This is a genomic window from Bradyrhizobium guangzhouense (assembly GCF_004114955.1).
In the GTDB taxonomy this organism is placed as follows: domain Bacteria; phylum Pseudomonadota; class Alphaproteobacteria; order Rhizobiales; family Xanthobacteraceae; genus Bradyrhizobium; species Bradyrhizobium guangzhouense.
Genome location: NZ_CP030053.1, coordinates 1,632,245 through 1,649,342, shown reverse-complemented (window position 1 = coordinate 1,649,342; position 17,098 = coordinate 1,632,245). Strand labels below are relative to the sequence as shown.

General features: G+C 63.2%; 19 protein-coding genes. 3 read left to right on the top strand and 16 right to left on the bottom strand.

Annotated elements, in window-relative coordinates:
- Positions 1-9 precede the first annotated feature (9 nt).
- Positions 10-873, top strand: a complete 864-nt coding sequence (locus tag XH91_RS07990; RefSeq protein ID WP_128950073.1) for an SDR family oxidoreductase — start codon at positions 10-12, stop codon at positions 871-873.
- A 37-nt stretch (positions 874-910) separates the two neighbouring features.
- Here XH91_RS07990 and XH91_RS07985 read toward each other — a convergent pair whose 3' ends face one another.
- Both XH91_RS07985 and XH91_RS07980 read right to left on the bottom strand, forming a co-directional pair.
- A complete protein-coding gene (locus XH91_RS07985) occupies positions 911-1,798 on the bottom strand; it encodes a dienelactone hydrolase family protein (protein ID WP_128950072.1) in 888 nt (295 codons plus the stop codon).
- Between the two features lie 103 nt (positions 1,799-1,901).
- Positions 1,902-3,122, bottom strand: coding sequence for an MFS transporter (locus XH91_RS07980; protein WP_245477345.1), 1,221 nt, complete (start codon positions 3,120-3,122; stop codon positions 1,902-1,904).
- Positions 3,123-3,639: 517 nt separating this feature from the next.
- Here XH91_RS07980 and XH91_RS07975 point away from each other — a divergent pair.
- On the top strand, positions 3,640-4,218 hold the full coding sequence (locus tag XH91_RS07975; protein WP_128950071.1) for a MarR family winged helix-turn-helix transcriptional regulator: 579 nt from the start codon (positions 3,640-3,642) through the stop codon (positions 4,216-4,218).
- A gap of 12 nt (positions 4,219-4,230) precedes the next feature.
- Here XH91_RS07975 and XH91_RS07970 read toward each other — a convergent pair whose 3' ends face one another.
- A complete protein-coding gene (locus tag XH91_RS07970; RefSeq protein WP_128950070.1) occupies positions 4,231-5,166 on the bottom strand; it encodes a hypothetical protein in 936 nt (311 codons plus the stop codon).
- An 813-nt stretch (positions 5,167-5,979) separates the two neighbouring features.
- Here XH91_RS07970 and XH91_RS07960 point away from each other — a divergent pair.
- Entirely contained in the window at positions 5,980-6,750 is a 771-nt protein-coding gene (locus tag XH91_RS07960) for a response regulator transcription factor (RefSeq protein ID WP_128950069.1), read from the top strand.
- A 111-nt stretch (positions 6,751-6,861) separates the two neighbouring features.
- On the opposite strand, the gene XH91_RS07955 is transcribed toward XH91_RS07960, so the two are convergent.
- The 13 genes from XH91_RS07955 to XH91_RS07895 form a co-directional block, all read right to left on the bottom strand.
- Positions 6,862-7,320 carry a hypothetical protein gene (locus XH91_RS07955; RefSeq protein WP_128950068.1) on the bottom strand — a complete coding sequence of 153 codons (459 nt, stop codon included), beginning with the start codon at positions 7,318-7,320 and terminating at the stop codon, positions 6,862-6,864.
- Positions 7,317-7,841 carry a flagellar biosynthesis protein FlgN gene (locus XH91_RS07950; protein WP_128950067.1) on the bottom strand — a complete coding sequence of 175 codons (525 nt, stop codon included), beginning with the start codon at positions 7,839-7,841 and terminating at the stop codon, positions 7,317-7,319. The genes XH91_RS07955 and XH91_RS07950 overlap by 4 nt, the downstream gene beginning before the upstream one ends.
- 6 nt (positions 7,842-7,847) lie before the next feature.
- On the bottom strand, positions 7,848-8,363 hold the full coding sequence (locus XH91_RS07945) for a rod-binding protein (RefSeq protein WP_128950066.1): 516 nt from the start codon (positions 8,361-8,363) through the stop codon (positions 7,848-7,850).
- The gene (locus tag XH91_RS07940; protein ID WP_128950065.1) at positions 8,360-8,779 is read right to left on the bottom strand and encodes a hypothetical protein; all 420 of its coding nucleotides are present in this window, start codon (positions 8,777-8,779) and stop codon (positions 8,360-8,362) included. The genes XH91_RS07945 and XH91_RS07940 overlap by 4 nt, the downstream gene beginning before the upstream one ends.
- A gap of 6 nt (positions 8,780-8,785) precedes the next feature.
- The gene (gene fliR / locus XH91_RS07935; RefSeq protein ID WP_128950064.1) at positions 8,786-9,538 is read right to left on the bottom strand and encodes a flagellar biosynthesis protein FliR; all 753 of its coding nucleotides are present in this window, start codon (positions 9,536-9,538) and stop codon (positions 8,786-8,788) included.
- A complete protein-coding gene (flhA, locus tag XH91_RS07930; protein WP_128950063.1) occupies positions 9,535-11,616 on the bottom strand; it encodes a flagellar biosynthesis protein FlhA in 2,082 nt (693 codons plus the stop codon). The genes fliR and flhA overlap by 4 nt, the downstream gene beginning before the upstream one ends.
- Before the next feature lie 76 nt (positions 11,617-11,692).
- The gene (gene fliQ, locus XH91_RS07925) at positions 11,693-11,959 is read right to left on the bottom strand and encodes a flagellar biosynthesis protein FliQ (RefSeq protein ID WP_128950062.1); all 267 of its coding nucleotides are present in this window, start codon (positions 11,957-11,959) and stop codon (positions 11,693-11,695) included.
- A 2-nt stretch (positions 11,960-11,961) separates the two neighbouring features.
- Complete coding sequence (flgD, locus tag XH91_RS07920) at positions 11,962-12,384, bottom strand: flagellar hook assembly protein FlgD (protein WP_128950061.1); 423 nt, start codon at positions 12,382-12,384, stop codon at positions 11,962-11,964.
- Between the two features lie 14 nt (positions 12,385-12,398).
- The gene (gene flbT / locus XH91_RS07915) at positions 12,399-12,809 is read right to left on the bottom strand and encodes a flagellar biosynthesis repressor FlbT (protein ID WP_128950060.1); all 411 of its coding nucleotides are present in this window, start codon (positions 12,807-12,809) and stop codon (positions 12,399-12,401) included.
- On the bottom strand, positions 12,809-13,153 hold the full coding sequence (gene flaF, locus XH91_RS07910; RefSeq protein WP_128950059.1) for a flagellar biosynthesis regulator FlaF: 345 nt from the start codon (positions 13,151-13,153) through the stop codon (positions 12,809-12,811). Before flaF ends, flbT begins: the two co-directional genes overlap by 1 nt.
- Positions 13,154-13,214: 61 nt before the next feature.
- On the bottom strand, positions 13,215-14,261 hold the full coding sequence (locus tag XH91_RS07905) for a flagellar hook-associated family protein (RefSeq protein ID WP_128950058.1): 1,047 nt from the start codon (positions 14,259-14,261) through the stop codon (positions 13,215-13,217).
- Entirely contained in the window at positions 14,261-15,739 is a 1,479-nt protein-coding gene (gene flgK / locus XH91_RS07900) for a flagellar hook-associated protein FlgK (protein ID WP_128950057.1), read from the bottom strand. The genes XH91_RS07905 and flgK overlap by 1 nt, the downstream gene beginning before the upstream one ends.
- A gap of 46 nt (positions 15,740-15,785) precedes the next feature.
- Positions 15,786-17,024: a flagellar hook protein FlgE gene (locus XH91_RS07895; protein ID WP_128950056.1), complete on the bottom strand. Its 1,239-nt coding sequence runs from the start codon at positions 17,022-17,024 to the stop codon at positions 15,786-15,788.
- Positions 17,025-17,098 lie beyond the last annotated feature (74 nt).

The window sequence follows — 17,098 nt, the reverse complement described above, 5'->3', positions numbered from 1 at the left end:
GGGAAACGCATGCGGCTCTTTATCCTCGGCCTCGGCTATAGCGCCCGGCACTTCGCCCGCAAGTTCGCCGGCAGCTTCTCGCATGTCGCCGGCACGGTCCGCGATCCCAACACGAGAGACGACCTCGCCGGCATCGAGCTGCATGGCTTTGCCGGCGGCCGCCCGGCCGACGCGACGGTCGACCGCATCCGCGAGGCCGATATCCTGCTCGTCTCAATCCCGCCCGCCAGCACCGGCGATCCCGCCCTTGCAGTGCTCGGCGATGTGCTGGCGGCGGGGCGGCGCAAGGTCGTCTATCTCTCCACCATCGGCGTCTACGGCGATCACACCGGCGGATGGGTCGACGAGAGCACGCCGCCGCAGTCTTCCCTCGATCGCGCCCGCATGCGCGTCGCGGCGGAGCAGGCCTGGACGGAGACGGCGCACGGCGATGTCGCGATCCTGCGGCTTGCCGGCATCTACGGCCCCGGCCGCAACGCGCTGGTGACGCTGCAGAACGGCACCGCGCGGCGCATCATCAAGCCCGGCCAGGTCTTCAACCGCATCCATGTCGACGACATCGCGAGCGCCATCATGGCCGCGATCAACCGCAAGAGCGGCGGCACCTGGAACGTCTGCGACGACGAGCCCGCACCGCCGCAGGATGTGATCACCTATGCCGCAGGGCTGATGGGCGTTGCGCCACCGGCCGAAGAGGCGTTCGCGACGGCCGAGATGTCGGCAATGGCACGAAGCTTCTATGCCAGCAGCGCCCGCGTCTCCAATGCGAAACTGAAGCTCGAGCTCGGCGTCACGCTGACCTATCCGACTTATCGGCACGGCCTCGATGCACTGTGGCGTGACGACAAGACGATACTGCCCCCGCGAAAGTAAGAGGGCGTCCAGCCGGCCGCCCTCTTCAAAATCGGCGTCAGCTCAGCACGCCATACTTCTTGAACCAGGCCTGCGCCTGCTTCCAGGCATCCTCTGCCGCCTCCTTGCGGTAGCTGCTGCGGTAGTCGGCATGGAAGCCATGCGGCGCTTCCGGATAGATCTTGAACTCGGCCGTCTTCTTGTTCTCCGCGAGCGCTGCCTTGAGCTGCTCGACCTGAGCTACGGGAATGCCTGTGTCGGCACCGCCATAGAGGCCGAGCACCGGCGCCTTCATCTCGGGCGCGAGTTGCAGCGGGCTCTTCGGCCAGAGCGGATTGGGCGCATCGACCGGCGGACCGTAAAAGGCAACGCCAGCCTTCAGCGCGCCGTTATGGGCGGCATATTCCCAGACCGTACGGCCACCGCGGCAGAAGCCGATGATGCCGAGTCTGGCGGTGTCGCCGCCTTGCGATCCCGCCCAGGCCGCAGTCGCATCGAGATCGGACAGCAGCTCGGCGTCCGGCTTGGCGTTGACGATCGGCAGCAAGTCCTTGATGTCGGTGATCTTGGTGAGGTCCGTGCCCTTGCGGAAGTAATAGTCGGGCGCAACCGCGAAGGCACCGAGCTTGGCGAGGCGCCGCGTCACATCCTTGATGTATTCGTGCAGCCCAAAAATCTCCATCGCGACGATGATCACCGGCGCCTTGGTGTTGCCGGCGGGCCGGGCGAAATAGGCCGGCATCTCCTCGGAGCCGACCTTGATCTTGGCATCGCCGGCCTGAAGGCCATTGGTGTCCGTCGTGATGACCTCGGCACGGACGGGACCCGCCGCAAGCGTATAACCGGCGGCGACAGCCGCGGTTGCGCTCATGAATCCGCGACGCGAGACCGGGGCGACTTTCGTCAAGCCGACGACGTCGGCCGTCATAGTGGTTTCAATGCTCATTTGGTTGATCCTTCCTGATGCCTGGCCCTGATCCCTCAGGCGACGCATTCGCCAATAACTACCTGAGAAACGCAAATCACCAGCGTGCGAGCATTCGCCACGCTCAGGCTTTGCCAGTCCTGGCCGGGGCGGTCTCCGGCATCAGGCTCATCGCGACAAGCCCGACAACCCCCGCGAGCAGCAGGTACCAGGAAGGCGCCAGCGGATCGCCGGTGACATGGAGCAGCCAGGTGACCACGAGTTGCGCCGTGCCGCCGAAGCTTGCGATCGCGACCGCGTAGACGGTGGCGAATACGCCGCCGCGGATGCTCTGGGGCAGCGCCTCGGTGAAGGTCGCATAGAAGGCCGTGAACGGCAGCGAGCCGATGACGGAGAGCAGGCCGAAGCCAACCAGCAGCGACGACGTGCCGGGTGCATGGACGATCCACAGGAAAACCGGATAGGTCAGCAGCAGCGTTACGAGCTGCGGCCAGATCATCACCGGCTTACGGCCGAGACGATCGGCAAGCCAGCCGCCGACGAGCGCGCCCACGAATTGAATGCCGTTGCTGACGAGCGAAACCGCGAACGCAAGCGTCGACGAGACATGCAGCGTGTTCTGCGCATAGGTCGTCATGTATTGCGTGACGTAGGTCGAGATCGTGCCGCTGGCCAGAACCATCAACGCCAGCACGATCAGGCCGATGTGGCGGCGGGCTAGCGAGAGATGGCCCGTGCTTTCCTTCGCCGTAACGCCGGCTTCAGCCTGCGGGATGGTCTCCGGCAAGGTACGGCGCATCCAGACACCGAACGGCAGGCAGACCGCGCCGATCAGAAATGCCACCCGCCAGCCATAGAGGTCAAGCATCTCCGGCGCCATCGTCTTGCTGAGGATGACGCCGACCAGGGCGCCTGCCGTCGCCGCAATCTCCTGGCTCGCCGGCTGCCATGCCACCACCAGCGCCCGACGCTCGGGCGACGCGATCTCGATCAGATAGGCGGTGGTCGGCCCGACCTCGCCACCGAGCGCAAAGCCTTGCACCAAGCGGGCCGCGATCACGATGATCGGCGCTGCAAGCCCGATCGTATTGTACGACGGCGTGAACGTGATGGTCAGGATCGCCGCCCCCATCAGCGCGAAGCTCAGCAGCATGGCCGGCCGGCGGCCGATCCGGTCGGAATAGATCCCAAGCACGATGCCGCCGATCGGCCGCGTCAAGAAGCCTGCGCCGAAGGTCGCCAGGGACAGCATCAGGCTGCCATACTCGCTGCCGCTCGGGAAAAAGGCGTGGCCGATCTGGATCGCGAAGAAGCTGTAGGTGATGAAGTCATAAAACTCGAGCATGTTGCCGACAGTGGCAGCCAGCGCCGCACGTCTGACGCTGAATGGCTCGATTTGCTCGTTTCCCGACGACACTCGTGAATTTCCCGGTACGATTGTGTGCCTGATTTAACCGCGTAGCGGAGTTGCGGCGCAACATCCATTAACCGAAAAAGGGGGTTCTCCCGCCCCTCGCCGCGCCGTCATGTGTTGCGCCCTGTGTGCAGCTTCTCCCAATTCGAAACGTTTCGGCGCAAAAATCGGGCACGATCGTGGCCGCAGAGACACACGATGTCGCCTGAAGACAGCGGGCTCGCACCATTTGACTGAAATTTTCGGATCAGTTGAGCCTTGCAGTTTACTCGAACTTTCTTTGTGACGCTCTAGTTCCACTCCCGAATGTTCCATCTCCAGAACGGAGAAGCGTCTTCCAAGCGCGGCATGTCTTTTCGTTCCGCGCGAAGCAACGCTCATTTCGCCCCGCAGCGATTGCGCACCCGAACGCACAATTGAATAAAGCTTTATCTGATCTGGCATCGAAATGAATTTGGCTCGCGAAGCAATTGAATTGTTGGGACAGGTAGCGCGGATCCTATGGTTCGAAGGCACCAAGCATGGCATGCGTGATCGCGAGTGGATGGCGTTGCGTTTCCTTTCCCGTGCCAACCGGTTCTCGCGGACGCCTTCGGCGCTGGCGAGCTATGTCGGTACGACGCGCGGTACCGCATCGTTCATCATCGGCGAGCTCGAGCGCCTCGGTTATGTGGAGCGAGCACGCTCCTCCAAGGACAAGCGCTCGGTCATGCTGAGCGTGACGCAGCAAGGCAAGAAGTTTCTGGCGCGCGATCCGGTCAACGGCCTAGTCGACGCCTTCGCCATTCTTGATGACGACAGCAAGGTCCGCTTTCGCGATACCTTGCGACACGTGCTCGATCAGGCGGATGCCGCCGAACAGCGGCACCACACCGACGTCTGCAAACGATGCATCTTCCTGCGGGAGGATCGCACCGCTTCGGAGAGCAAGTCGACGGTCGAATTCACCTGCCGGCTGTTTCGCGCGCCGATCGCCGAGGCCGAGATCGAGCTGCTATGCACCAGCTTCGAGCATCACCGACAATAGAAGCTCCGCCGCTTACTTGCGCGCCGAATAGACGACACCGCCGCCGCTGGTTTCGACGACGAGACGGCCGTTCTCGTTCCTGATCTCCTCGATCCGGCCGAGATTCGGCACCTGCTGCCCGAGCACGGCCTCGACGACACCGTTCGGACCCTGGAGGATCGCGATGCCCTCATAGGCCTGGCGGACCGACCAGCCCTTGATCACCTTTCGCGGTGCCGAGCTGCGCTCGACCGGAGCCACCGAGCCCGTGGTCTCCGGCGCGGCGACCGACGCCATCACCGGCATCGCCGGCGACGGCTGCGCGGCGACTTGCACCGGTGCCTGGATCTGAGCCTGGGCGAGCCTGTCGAGCTTCGCCGTGGAAGATGAGCTGACCCGCTCGATACGATCCAGATTCTCGGCAAACCGGCCGAAGCGATCGCTGGTTGCCTTGCTGGACTGATCGACCGCGGTGCGCAGGCCGTCGAGGTTCTCTGATACGCCGGACAATTGCTTGCGCAACTGGGCGACCGTATCGCGCAGATTCCTGATCTCCGCATTGGCCGCGACATTATTCTGGCCCGGCTGCGTGGTGAGATATGCGATGACGCCGGTACATGCGCAAACCACCAGAATGGCGGCAACCGCCAATGTCGCGAGCGGAGCGACCCAGGTCGGACGCGGTGGTAGCGGCTTGGCCACGATCACCGCCGGCTTGATCACGACCGGCGCGGGCTTCGGTATCGCCATCTTGTCGAGGCGCGCCTTGGCACGAATGCGCTTCAATCCCTCGAGCGCTTCTTTCGCTGCGGTTTCGTCGCTCGACACGGGTGCAGGCCTGGCGCCTGCCGCGGGCCTGGCCGCGCGCGTATTGTTGTTAAGCTTGGTATCGCGTGTTTCCGGAGCAGGCTTCGCCGTAGCGCTCGAATCCGCGGCTTCTGCGGGACGCGCTTTTCCATCGGACAACATTTGAAAATGCTCCGTTCGTGTCGATCTGTCGAACGAAGGTAGCTGACGAAGCTTGCCTGAGACGTGCGTATCGAAAATAGTTCGTCATGCATGATGCACACGAATGCAACGCATCGTGCGCGAGAAAAAAGTGCGACTCGAAAGACACACACTCGCCAAGATTTCGCCAAGCTGGAGTCTTGCCGCCATACGTGAGTCGAATTGTCGCATGCGGGTGCACGGCCAGGAGAGTCAATCCGGAGTTGAAAACCAAGCACTGCAACGGCTCAGCGCCACTACCCAAAATGGCTGTAATTGCACGGGCATATGGAACTTAATAACCGTCACAGTGCGAAACTGGTTCGGATTTCAAATCAACTGCTGCGCTTTGACACACCAAGAAACAACCGGAAACAAACCAACAGTATCAAGCACACGTAGCAAACGCTTTGTTCCGCACGCTTGATCGGAAATCGGCAATTGTTACGGTCTGTATCAAGTGATTCTTGCCCGTTGGCGAGGAGATCGACTGAGTGCAGTAGTGTTCGAACGCGATGAGCAACGTGACGCAACTGGACCAGGTCGCTGTCTCAATCCGCCCCGCAAGGTGATCCGTAAGACACCCGCCGGGCTTCACGCAGTAAGCGTTCAGTATCGAGTCGAAGTAGCAGGCCCGCACACGCGTGGGCACTGAATGCGTAGGGCTGCCCGCGAATATCGAGACCACAATAACGGTTCGCGGGAGGGAATATCGTCAAACAGCATGGCTGGCGAGCCGGGGCATCACAACAAACCTCCCGGCCACAGCAAGTGCGAAACAGGGGCGACTGACTGATGTACATTATCGTTGATGATCGCGAGAGCGTCACGAACAGCTACGTAGGAGGCCTCGTACGCGAAGGCGTATCGTCGATCGGCTTCTCCTCGGGAGAATTCTGGGACTGGCTTCAATCCGCGAATGAATCGGACCTGGCAGCCGTCGATGCCTTCCTTCTGGGGGACTGCGATGCCCGCGGAAGCCTGCCAAGGGCGATGCGCAAACGGTCTACGGCGCCGATCATCGCCATGAGCGGCCAGAAGATGCTCAAGAACACGTTGGAGCTGTTCGAATCCGGCGTGGACGACGTCGTCCACGTGCCGATCCATCTGCGTGAGATCCTCGCCCGAACGGCCGCAATCGCGCGCCGCCGAGTGGGTGAGTTGCCGAGGCCCTGCGAGACCAGGATTCAGGTCTTCTTCAACGGACGTGACCCCGAGATCGCGGGCCACGCCCTGACGCTGCCCCGCCGCGAACTGCGCATTCTCGAATATATGGTCAGCAACCACGGCAAGTGGATCACCAAGACGCAGATCTTCAACGCGGTCTACGGCATCTTTGAATCCACGTTCGACGAAAGCGTGATCGAGAGCCATGTCAGCAAGCTACGCAAGAAACTCCGCGACCGCCTCGGCTTCGACGCGATCGTGGCCCGCCGCTATGTCGGGTACCGGCTCAACATCCCGGCCAACGAGAGCATAGATGAGCCGATGCAGGACCTCGACGAGGTCGGCATCCTGCTGAACCGGGCCCATCCCGCCCCACCAGCGTACCCGGCCGGCAACTAAAGCGCCGCCCGCAAACGACCACCGGCCTCTGCAGGAAGATCCCGCAGAGGCCGATTTGTTGTCGCGGGCAGAAATCCCGCCACACCGGCGCAGCGTCGCAAGGCCTGCGCGTTACGGCTTCTGCTGGAATTCTTCCTTGGAGACGTAGTTGAAATCCTCGACCAGGACGTCCTGGACGATGTCGGCCTGCATGCGCTCGTTGACGCGCCGTTTGATCGCCGCGGTGAGGACGGAGAGATCGTAACGGGCGAGCTTCCTGAAATCGAGCTTGTCGTCGGCGTAAATCCTGCGGAAAGCCTCGTCGACGACGAATGGCTCCGGTGGAACGGTCAGCTGGTGCATGGTCTTCGCCTCCACGGTGTAGACGAAGCGTGCAACGATGTAGCCCTGCACGGCGCCTGCCTCGACCATGGGCACGCTCAGCGCCCGCGTCTTCTGGTATTGCAGCCCATCCAGATATTCGTCCTTCGCTGGCAGCAGGCTGCCGTTTTCCTTCCAATAGGCCACGCCATAGCTCGTCCCCGCGGTGAGGATGCATACCCAGAGCCCGGCCAGCACCAGCTTGATCATGTTCTATCCTGCGCTACACGCCCGGTGTACGTGCCGTCGGATTCGGCCTCCTTGATCGCCCTGACGAAGATGCTCGCGACCTCGCGCACGGCGTCGTAATGCATTTCGAGGAGGGAGCGGTTTCGCTCGAGCTTCTCGCGCAGCCGCTGGATCTCCTCGGTGATCTCGCTTTCGCTGCCGAGATGCATCCTTGCCCGCATCAGGCGGACGAATTCCAGCATGCTTCGGCTCTTGCGGGCGCTGAAATCGTCGAAATCGATTTTCTGTCCGGTCGCGAGCGCACCGGTCTCCTCCTCGACGATGGTTTCGAGCCGGCGTATCGCGGTCAACAGGCCCGATACCTCTTCGGAACGCGTCGCCTCCAGCCTTGCCGCATCGGCGTCGTCGGATATCACCTCGCTGCCGACTTCCGACAGGAGCGCGGGCAGCGGAGCATTGCCCGCTGCGATCTCCGTCGTTAGCTCGATGTCCGCGACCGGTTGTTCAATCACCGCAGCCGCTGCGCCTTGTTCTACCTGCATGGCAATTCACCCCTCACCTTTCGTCACCCGTGTCCCGATCCCTCCGGCCTTCCCCGACGCGTCGGGGCCTGCCGGATGCGCAGCCGCAAGCTGCTTGGCAATTCCGATCCCCTTGCCTTTCGCAAGCTGGGCGCCGAGCTGCTCAGCCAGCATCGATTTCCAGATGCCGCCCGCGGTGCCCTTGCCGAACACTTCTTCCGACTCCTTCGGCAGCATCGTCTCGACGAAGGTCTGGAGGATGAAGGCCTCGAACTTACGATAGACCTCGTCAGGGCCCGGCTTCTTGATCACCTGCACCGGCGGTCCGTTCACCACACCCGATTGGGCGGTATCCGCAACCTGCGCCACGGATTGATCGGCAGCTGCGGTGGCCGCCTTGCCGGCTTCGGCATCCATCGACGCGGCGAAATTGGCGCCGGACGATTTCAGCGCGTCGAGCTTCGCCGTCGCCGCGCGCTGCGTGACCGGATCGGCGGCGTCGAGGACATCGAGAACGAGGTCGGGGGTCGCGGTCACAATCATGTCTTGATCCGGCTGGCTGGCCGCGGCATCAAATCGCGCACGGCGGCATGTGTTCCCGTCACGTCCTCGAGCGAGCGCTTCTCGGCGTCGCGCAGCTTGTCGGCGAGCGCAGCTCTAGCGACGTCCTCGAGCCGCCTCACCCGCCTATTCTCCGAGCGGACCTTGTCGAGCTGCATCGCAGCGCGCTCCTTCACAGCACGTGCGCTGACGCTGGTCTTGTTGAGACGCCGCGCGATCGATTCGCTCGACGATCCGGCTGGCGCTTTTCCTTCGTTCAGCATTTCCACCAGCCAGGCCTGCTCATCCTGCATGGTCTGCTCCTGCTGGCGCAATTGCGCGAGCTGCCATTCGGACAGCCGGAGCTGAAGCTTCATCAGCGAGACGATACGGCTGAGCTTGCCGGCGCGCGAGGTCATGCCCCCTCATCCCGCCAGCCATGACGACACGCCAAGCATGAACTGCGTCAGCAATTCGTCACTGGTGAGGTAAAGCAGCAGGAAGCCGCCGAACAGGACGAACGGCACCGAGACGAAATAAACCGGTATCGCAGGCGTCAGCTTGTTGATGAGACCGACCGAGAAATTGACGATGACGGAATAGACGATGAAGGGACTGGTAATCCGCAGCGTCAGCACGAACGCCTCCGCGAGCCGGCTCACCAACTGGTTCAGCGCCATCTCGCCGGTCAGCTGCTCGCCGGGATGCCAGACGTCGTACGAGTTCATCAGCCCACGCAGCACCTGCCAGTGCTGGTCGGTCAGGAAGAACAGCGTGGTGACGGCGGCCATGATCAGCGGCACCACGGGCGGCGCTGGGTCGGTGTCGCCAACGGGCGTGCCCGGAATACTGCTGAGCCCGATCGCGCTCGCCATCACGGTGAGCATGGTCTGGAGCGCGAGGAAGAACACGCGCCCGCCGAGGCCGATGACGCTGCCGACCACCAGTTCGGTGACGATCAGCAGCGCGAGCGTCAGCGGCGAGGCGCCGTCCACAAGCGGCTTCAGGATCGAAACCAGGATCGGCGTCAGCGCAAACGTCGTAACCAGCGCGACAAACAAGCGGATCTGCGGCGGAACGTTCACGCTGGAATAGCCGGGCACCAGCATCAGGCAGGCGCCGATGCGGCAGAACACGATGAACGTGGCGAGCAAATTGTCGGTGAGGCCGATGATCACGAAATGGCTCCGAGTGCGCGGATCTCGGCACTGCGAGCGACCTCGACATGCGACAGGATCGGCAAGGTCGGGAACACTCTTTCCAAAATCATGCGCACATAGGGCCGCGCCTCCGGCGTCACCGCCAGCACCACGCTGGTGCCGTCCTCGGTGAACTTCCGGACCGCGGCGCTGGCTTCGGTCGCGAACTGCTCGATCAGCCGCGGGTCGGCGTCGAATTCGACGACGTCGCCCTTGGCGTCCCGCTTCAGGCTCTGATGGAAGGCGAGATCCCAGCGATTGCCGAGGCGAAGGACGTTGAGCACGCCGTTGTCGGCGAGGTCGCCGCAGATCTGCTGGGCGAGGCGCATCCGCACATGCTCGGCGACCTGCTCGGAGCGCCGCACATGCGGCGCGATTTCGGCGATCGCCTCCAGGATCAGATGCAGGTTCCGGATCGACACCCGCTCACCGAGCAGGATCTTCAGGATCGCCAGCAGGCCCGAATAGGAGATCTGCGACGGGCAGAGATCGTCGGCCAGGCGCTTGTACTCGGGCTCGAGCCTGTCGAGCAGTCCACGCATGTCCTTGTAGGACAGCAGCTGCGAGAGGTTGGCCCTGAGCACTTCGCTCAGGTGCGTGAGCAGCACCGACAGATTGTCGACCGGCTTGCAGCCCTGCCGCTTGACCTCTTCGGTGAAGGCTTCCGTCACCCACAACGCCTTCATGCCGAACGCAGGCTCGATCACCTCGTCGCCGGGCACGTCGGGCTTGCCGTCCTTGTCCACCAGCACCATCACCTCGCCGATGCGGAGCTCGCCATGGGCGACGCGCGTGTCGTGAATCCGGATCTGGTATCCCTTCGGGTCGATCGACAGATTGTCCGACAGCTTGATCTCTGGAATGACGAAGCCGTATTGCTTGGCGAACTTCTTGCGGATCTTGGCGACGCGGTGGGCAAGCTCGTTGCGCGAGCCGAGCAGGTGAACCGAGAGATGGCTGCCGAGCGACAGCTCGATCTCGGCGGTCTTGAGCGATTCCTTGACCGATTCCTTGACGTCGTTCTGGGCCCGCTCTTCCGCCTTGCGCGCGTGCTCTTTTCGCTCGCGCGCCGCCTGCCGCCTGGGCAGCGAATAGCCGACGAAGGCCATGACGCCGCCCAGCAGCACGAACGGTGCCATCGGCAGCCCCGGCATCAGAGCAAGCACGAACATCATCAGGGAGGCCGCAGAGACCGCACGCGGATAGCCGCCGAGCTGCCGCAGCACCGCCTGCTCCGCCGAGCCCCTGGTGCCGCCCTTGGACACCAGAAGACCCGCCGACAGCGACACGATCAGCGCCGGCATTTGCGACACCAGACCGTCACCGACGGAGAGCTTGGTGTAGACGTCGGCGGCGCGCGACAGCGTCAACCCATGATGGGTGACGCCGATGATGATGCCGCCGAAAATGTTGATCGCCGTGATGATCAGGCCGGCGATGGCATCGCCACGGACGAATTTCGAGGCACCGTCCATCGCACCGAAGAACGCGCTCTCTTCCTCGAGCTCGCGGCGCCGGCGTTGTGCCTCCTTGTCGTCGATCAGGCCCGCGGACAGGTCCGCGTCGATCGCCATCTGCTTTCCGGGAATTGCGTCCAAAGTGAAGCGGGCGCCGACTTCGGCAATACGCGTCGCGCCCTTGGTGATCACGACGAAATTCACCGTGACCAGGATGGCGAAGATGATCAGACCGATGACGAAATCGCCGCCCATGACGAATTGCGAGAAACCGGCGACGACGTGCCCCGCGGCCTGCTCGCCCTCCCCGCCGCGCGACAGGATCAGCCGGGTCGTTGCGATGTTCAGCGCCAGCCGCAGGATCGTCGCGATCAGGAGGACGGTTGGAAAGGCGGAGAAATCGAGCGGTCGCTGAATCCACAGCGCGACCATGAGGATGAGCGCCGACAGCGCGATCGAGAAGGCAAGGCCGAGATCGATCAGAACAGGCGGAATCGGCAGGAACAGAATCGTGAGCATCGTCACGATACCGCCAGCGAAGAAGGCGTCCGCGCCGAAGCGTCGCGGGTTCGGCAGGCTAGCAGCTAACGTATCGGCCATGGGTCACCGGGCGGCAGGGTCCGCCCTGCAATCTGCCCCGCAAAGCTTACGCGAGGGTGGTGACGGGCCCCGCGGATCAGAAGCCGTGCTCGATCCGCGAATAGACCAACTCGGTGAAGGTGGAGAGATGGGCGCCGATGAAGGAGCCGGAGATGGCCACGACCACCAGGATGACGATGATCTTCGGAACGAAGGTCAGGGTCGCCTCCTGGATCTGGGTCAGCGCCTGGATCAGCGCGATGACGATGCCGACCAGCATCGCCGCGCCGACTGCGGGTCCGCACGCAACGAGGATGGTCCAGATCGCTGCCTGAACGAGGTCGAGGGCGTCCCGCTCGTTCATGGCTAGTTGCTGATCGTGAGACCGGGGCCGACCGCGACCTTGGTGCCGTCCTGCAGGGTCGCGACCGAGCCGTTGCTGTTGATCGAGATCGACGCGACCTTGCCGGTGAAGGTCGCTCCGGTCGAGTCGGTGAAGCTGACGTTCTTTCCGATCAGCCCGTCCGCCTGCGACAGCGACTGCGAGGAGAGCAGCGAATCCAGCTTCGTGTTGGTTTGCATGGCCTGCTCGACCGTCGACAGCTGGGCGAACTGACTCATATATTGCGACGTATCCGTCGGATTGGTCGGATCCTGGTTCTTCATCTCGGCGATGAGGAGCTGGAGGAAGGTGTTGTAGTCGACGCCGCTGCTTGAGGGTGTCGAGCTGGACGAGGTCGAGCCGGTCGAGCTGGTGCTTGTGGTATCGGTCGCGCTGGGGACGTTCATTGGCCTCTCCGCTGTCAGGCAGCCTTGAATGGAGATTCGGTGGTGGCGCCGGCCAGGATCGCCTCCTCCAGAGGGAATAGCGCCCGGATCCGCTTGAGCGCCTCGAAGTAGCGGGTTCCGCCGACCATCTCGTCGATGGCGGCGAGCCCGTCCAGCATCTCGCGGTTCTCGCATACGGCCAGCAGAGCCGCGTGGTGCTGCCCGTAGAGCGAGCCGGCTGCACCGACATCCGTCGGATTCATCAGCATGAGCTGGACGATGAAATAGAGCTGGCGCATCGCGGTGGTGGCATCGGCCGCCTGCATCACCTGTCCTTCCAGCAGGAACATCACGTCGTTGACGAGCTCGAGCGAGACTTTGCGGTCGACGCGCAGCACCGCTCCGTTGATGTAGACGCGTTCGCCTGCCCGCAAGGAGATCTTCATTAAAGCGCGTCTCGGATCAGACGGTTGATTTCGACGAGCTGCATCACGTCATTCGATCGCTCCTCGCGAAGGCGATCGGCTTCCTTGACGACCCACAGGCCAATCGAGATGATGTCGGCGCGCAGCTGCTCGGGCAGCCCGTTCTCGGGATGCGCGAGATCCTCGATGAAGATGGTCCACAGCCGCCGGACATAGAGCAGGCTCTGGACCTGATCCTCAATGCTGAAGCACTCCCGCTGCAGCCGCTCCAGCCGGTCGATGCCGAGGCTGAGCGCCTGGCGCTCGCGCCCTCGCGCCTCGTGGCCGCTGTCCTCAACGACCGTTTCATAGGCTTCAAAAGTCATCCGTAACACTCTGCGCAGGTAATTGCAGGAAACTGAAGGCGAACGCGACGGTTGCTCGGCCTCAGAGATAGTTGATGAGGCTGATCTTCTGGAGCTGTGAGGTGAGTGCGAGCGCCGTCTGGATCTGGGTCTGCAGGGCATTGACGCGTACCGACGCCTCGGTCGGATCGACCTGCTCCATGCCGACGATCTGGTTGTTCAGAATGTCCTTCTGGGTCTTCAGCTTGTCGGTCGCGGTGGTGATGCGCTGCTGGACCGTGCCGACGTCGCCGCCGAGCGTCGCGAGGTCGGTGATGGCGCTGCCGACGAGGCCGATGGCCTTGTCCACGACCACCTGGAACGTCGACTGGCTCAGGTTCGCATTTCCGAGATCGGCCATCATGGTGTAGGCCTCGGCGAGTTTGCGGAAGCCCGTCTGGTTGGCGCTCACGGACGTATCGGCGATCTCCGTCGTCGAGATGCGGCTTTGCATAGCCTGATCGGTGGCCGTCGACCAGTTGGTGTTCCAGGCCGGGCTTGCGAACTCGGCATCGAATGGGCCGTTGAGGAACGTCTGCATCTGGGCAGGCGTAATATTGGCCACGCTAGGCGAGGATTGCGTGAAGCCGAAAGCCGCATTGAAATCGGCATCGACCTGGTTCTTGCTGGCCGAGCCGGCCTGGTAAGCCGTGATCGGCTGGTTCTGCGTGTTGATGCCCGAGAACAGGTACGAACCGTTGTAAGAGACGTTCAGCGCGCCGATCAGATCCTGGAGATTGGAGGACGCCGGCGGCAGGATGATCCGCCCTCCACCGTCCGTGCTCCGGGCCGCGATCAGGTCCTTGAGGAAATCAGTCGCGGTCGAGCTGAGCTGCGTGATGCGGTCCTGGGTTACGTCCAGGCGCCCTCCGACGAGGCCGTTGGTGTCGACGAGCTGATCGGCGAAGCTCAGGTCGGCCCGCAAGGTGACGTCGCCGCCCGTCGTCGCACCGAGCTGGAGGCCGACATCGGCGAAGCGGCCGGTGGTCGCTTCCGTCGACGCCTTGCTCAGCGCAGCCTGGTTGCTCGTGATCGAATACCTCAAGGACGAGGACAGCACGAGGGTGGAAATGTAGTTGGCGCTCATCATCACGGATTCCCCGCGGCGGCTAGCAAGGCTTGCAACATCTGGTCGACAGTCGAAATGATCTTCGAGGAGGCCGAATAGGTACGCTCGACCTGGAGCATCAGCGACATCTCGTCGTCCATGTTGACGCCGTTGACGTTCGACAGCGCCGTCGTGCTGCGGTTGAGCAGCGTGTTCTGGTACTGGGAGTTGTCGTTGGCGGCCTTGCGCTCGTTCTCGATCCAGCTCGTCGACGACGACGCGTAGTCGATCAGGCTGCCGTTCGGCTTGCCCTGCGTCGTCGCATCGAACGGCTGCGAAATGTCCATGTTGCCGATGAGCTGCTGCAGCCGGGTCGAGAAGCCGCCGTTACCAGCCGTGTTGTAATTATAGGCTGCATTCCCGCTGATCGCGCCGTCGCGCAGCAGATTCGGGTTGCCGCCCAGGGTCGGATCGACCGACGCCGCAACCGAGATCGTGCCGGCGAGCCCCACCGAGACGGTGGCGCTCGCGGGCATCGCCGGTGCGCCAGGGTAAGTGAAGAGACCGGGAACGTCGGGCAGCGCTGCTCCCGACTGGTCGCTCTCCCTGAAACTATTGACCAGGCCGCGTGCGATCTCGTCGAGCTGGCTCTGATAGGTGACCGTGTCGGTGTCGCGCAGTTGGGCGAGGCCGGCGAGCTTGCCGGACTTGAGTGGCATCACCGAGTTGGCGCCGGTCACCGGCACGCCGTCGATGAAGACCGCGTTACCCGTCGTGCTCGCCGAATACGCGTTGGTCGGAGCGAAAGTCACCGCCCGCGCCGTCTTGTCGAACAGCACCACGCCGCTGTCGGCATAGAGGGCAGCATCGCCATTGGTGCGGATCGTCATCGTGACGCCGACTTCCTGCGACAACTGGGAGACGATGCTGTCGCGCTGGTCGAGATAGTCGGTTACGTCGTCACCGGCAATCGTCCCCTTCACGATCGCCGTGTTGACGGTCTGGAACTGGGAGAGCAACTGGTTGATGTTCTGGACCGACGTCTTCATGTCGGCATCCGCGCCCTCGCGCACCGACTGCACGGTCTGCGTCGCCTGGTTGAGCGCATTCGCCATGTCCTTGGCCGACGTCACTGCGGCCTGAGCCAGCGTGGTGTTGTCAGGCGCGTTGGCGTATTGCTGCAGCGCCTGCTTCAGCGCATTGAGCTGCGCCGTCGGAGACTGGTCGAGCTGTGGATCGTCCACCGTGGCGGAGGCGATCTTCTGGAGGCCGTCATAGATCGCGCTCTGCGTGGCGGCCGCCGAGGTCGCGGTCAGGACGTTGCCGTACAGGCCCGAGGATGCGGCGCGCTGGATCGCCGCCACATAGACGCCGGCGCCGGGAAGATTGTCCAGCACCGTGATCTTGCGCGAATAGCCGGTCGAGCTGGCACCGGCGATATTGCGCGAGATCGTCGACGACTGGATGCCCGACGCCATGAGCGAGTTGCGGGCGGAGTCGAGGGCTGAGGTAAGGGACATGGCCTGCTCTTGAACGATCTCTTGCCGGAAATCGGCGCCGACGGACTCAGCGCTTCAGGTTGACGACGACGTCGAGCAGATCGGCGCCGGTCTGGAACGATTTCGAATTCGCGGTGAAGCCGCGCTGCGCCGAGATCATGTCGGTCAGCTCGCTCGCAAGATCGACGTTGGAGTCTTCGAGAGCGCCGGACTGGATGGTTCCGAGGCCACCCTGGCCGGCGAGGCCGACCTGCACGTTTCCGGAGTCCAAGTTCGGCGAATAGACGTTGCCGACTTCGGGTGTCAGGTGATCCGGGCTCGGCACAGTGGCGAGCGCAACCTGGAAGCTCGGCAGCTCAGTGCCGTTCTTGAGCACCGCGGTGACCACGCCCTTGCTGTCGATGTTGACCTTCTCGACGGCAGATGGCGCGTTGCCGTCGACAGTCGCCTTGAAGTCGAAGCTGGAGGCGACCTGGGTCATGGCCGAAAGGTCCATGGTGAAGGCCGAGCCGCCAGGAACGTTGAACGAGAGCGTCTTGGGGCTCGCGGCAGCCAGCGCGCCCTTGCCGGCCGCGGTGACGTCGAAGCTGAATGCGGTCGTGGCCGAGGGACCGCCCGTGAGCAAGCCGGCGCCGTTGTAGACTTCGATGTCCCAGGTGTTCGCGCCGGTTTTCGCTGCATAGACGTCGAGCGTTACGGCGTTGCCGATGTTGTCGTAGGTCACCATCGACGTTTTCGACGTGTAATTGCCTGGACCAGCCGCAAGGGCCGGTGAAGCGACATTCGCAGCGCTCGGATCCAGATTGGCGGCCACGGTCGCCTTGGTCGAGGGCGAGGCCTGCAGCGCCATCTGGTTGACGTTGATGACCTGGAGACCGCCGAAGCCGTTGGCGGCGACATTGGGCGCAGCGCCGTTCTGGATGTTGTAGCCCATCAGCTGGAAGCCGGCCGTATTGACGAGGTTGCCGGTGCTGTCGGGCACGAACGAGCCGGCACGCGTGAGGAAGTTGTTGCCATTGGCGTCCTGCACGACGAAGAAGCCGTTACCCTGGACCGCAAGGTCCGTCGTCGAGGTCGTGAACTGGAGGTTGCCGGGGTCGGTGATGGCGTAGCGGACATTTGTCTCGACCGCGCCGGAATCGTAATTGCCTGAGCCGCTCTTCAGGATCAGCGAGGAGAATTCCGTCGAAGCCCGCTTGTAGCCGACCGTGTTGACGTTCGCGATGTTGTCCGAGACCGTCGACAGCTTGTTGGACTGCGCGTTCATCCCGGAAACGCCGGTGCGCATAACACCATACAGGCTCATGTAGTGGGCTCCTTTGGCAGATCGTCGTTACAATGGGGGATCTTGCTTGCGCGGGGCTGATGGTTGGCGGCGAT

What these genes read in the sequence shown, in the direction of transcription:
- XH91_RS07950 (WP_128950067.1), bottom strand. Translation starts at nt 7,841, where the DNA reads ATGCAGGTAGAACAAGGCGCAGCGGCTGCGGTGATTGAACAACCGGTC.
- fliQ (WP_128950062.1), bottom strand. Translation starts at nt 11,959, where the DNA reads ATGAACGAGCGGGACGCCCTCGACCTCGTTCAGGCAGCGATCTGGACC.
- flhA (WP_128950063.1), bottom strand. Translation starts at nt 11,616, where the DNA reads ATGGCCGATACGTTAGCTGCTAGCCTGCCGAACCCGCGACGCTTCGGC.
- XH91_RS07990 (WP_128950073.1), top strand. Translation starts at nt 10, where the DNA reads ATGCGGCTCTTTATCCTCGGCCTCGGCTATAGCGCCCGGCACTTCGCC.
- flgD (WP_128950061.1), bottom strand. Translation starts at nt 12,384, where the DNA reads ATGAACGTCCCCAGCGCGACCGATACCACAAGCACCAGCTCGACCGGC.
- XH91_RS07970 (WP_128950070.1), bottom strand. Translation starts at nt 5,166, where the DNA reads ATGTTGTCCGATGGAAAAGCGCGTCCCGCAGAAGCCGCGGATTCGAGC.
- flbT (WP_128950060.1), bottom strand. Translation starts at nt 12,809, where the DNA reads ATGAAGATCTCCTTGCGGGCAGGCGAACGCGTCTACATCAACGGAGCG.
- XH91_RS07955 (WP_128950068.1), bottom strand. Translation starts at nt 7,320, where the DNA reads ATGATCAAGCTGGTGCTGGCCGGGCTCTGGGTATGCATCCTCACCGCG.
- XH91_RS07940 (WP_128950065.1), bottom strand. Translation starts at nt 8,779, where the DNA reads ATGACCTCGCGCGCCGGCAAGCTCAGCCGTATCGTCTCGCTGATGAAG.
- flgK (WP_128950057.1), bottom strand. Translation starts at nt 15,739, where the DNA reads ATGTCCCTTACCTCAGCCCTCGACTCCGCCCGCAACTCGCTCATGGCG.
- XH91_RS07895 (WP_128950056.1), bottom strand. Translation starts at nt 17,024, where the DNA reads ATGAGCCTGTATGGTGTTATGCGCACCGGCGTTTCCGGGATGAACGCG.
- XH91_RS07985 (WP_128950072.1), bottom strand. Translation starts at nt 1,798, where the DNA reads ATGAGCATTGAAACCACTATGACGGCCGACGTCGTCGGCTTGACGAAA.
- XH91_RS07905 (WP_128950058.1), bottom strand. Translation starts at nt 14,261, where the DNA reads ATGATGAGCGCCAACTACATTTCCACCCTCGTGCTGTCCTCGTCCTTG.
- XH91_RS07975 (WP_128950071.1), top strand. Translation starts at nt 3,640, where the DNA reads ATGAATTTGGCTCGCGAAGCAATTGAATTGTTGGGACAGGTAGCGCGG.
- XH91_RS07980 (WP_245477345.1), bottom strand. Translation starts at nt 3,122, where the DNA reads ATGCTCGAGTTTTATGACTTCATCACCTACAGCTTCTTCGCGATCCAG.
- XH91_RS07960 (WP_128950069.1), top strand. Translation starts at nt 5,980, where the DNA reads ATGTACATTATCGTTGATGATCGCGAGAGCGTCACGAACAGCTACGTA.
- flaF (WP_128950059.1), bottom strand. Translation starts at nt 13,153, where the DNA reads ATGACTTTTGAAGCCTATGAAACGGTCGTTGAGGACAGCGGCCACGAG.
- XH91_RS07945 (WP_128950066.1), bottom strand. Translation starts at nt 8,363, where the DNA reads ATGATTGTGACCGCGACCCCCGACCTCGTTCTCGATGTCCTCGACGCC.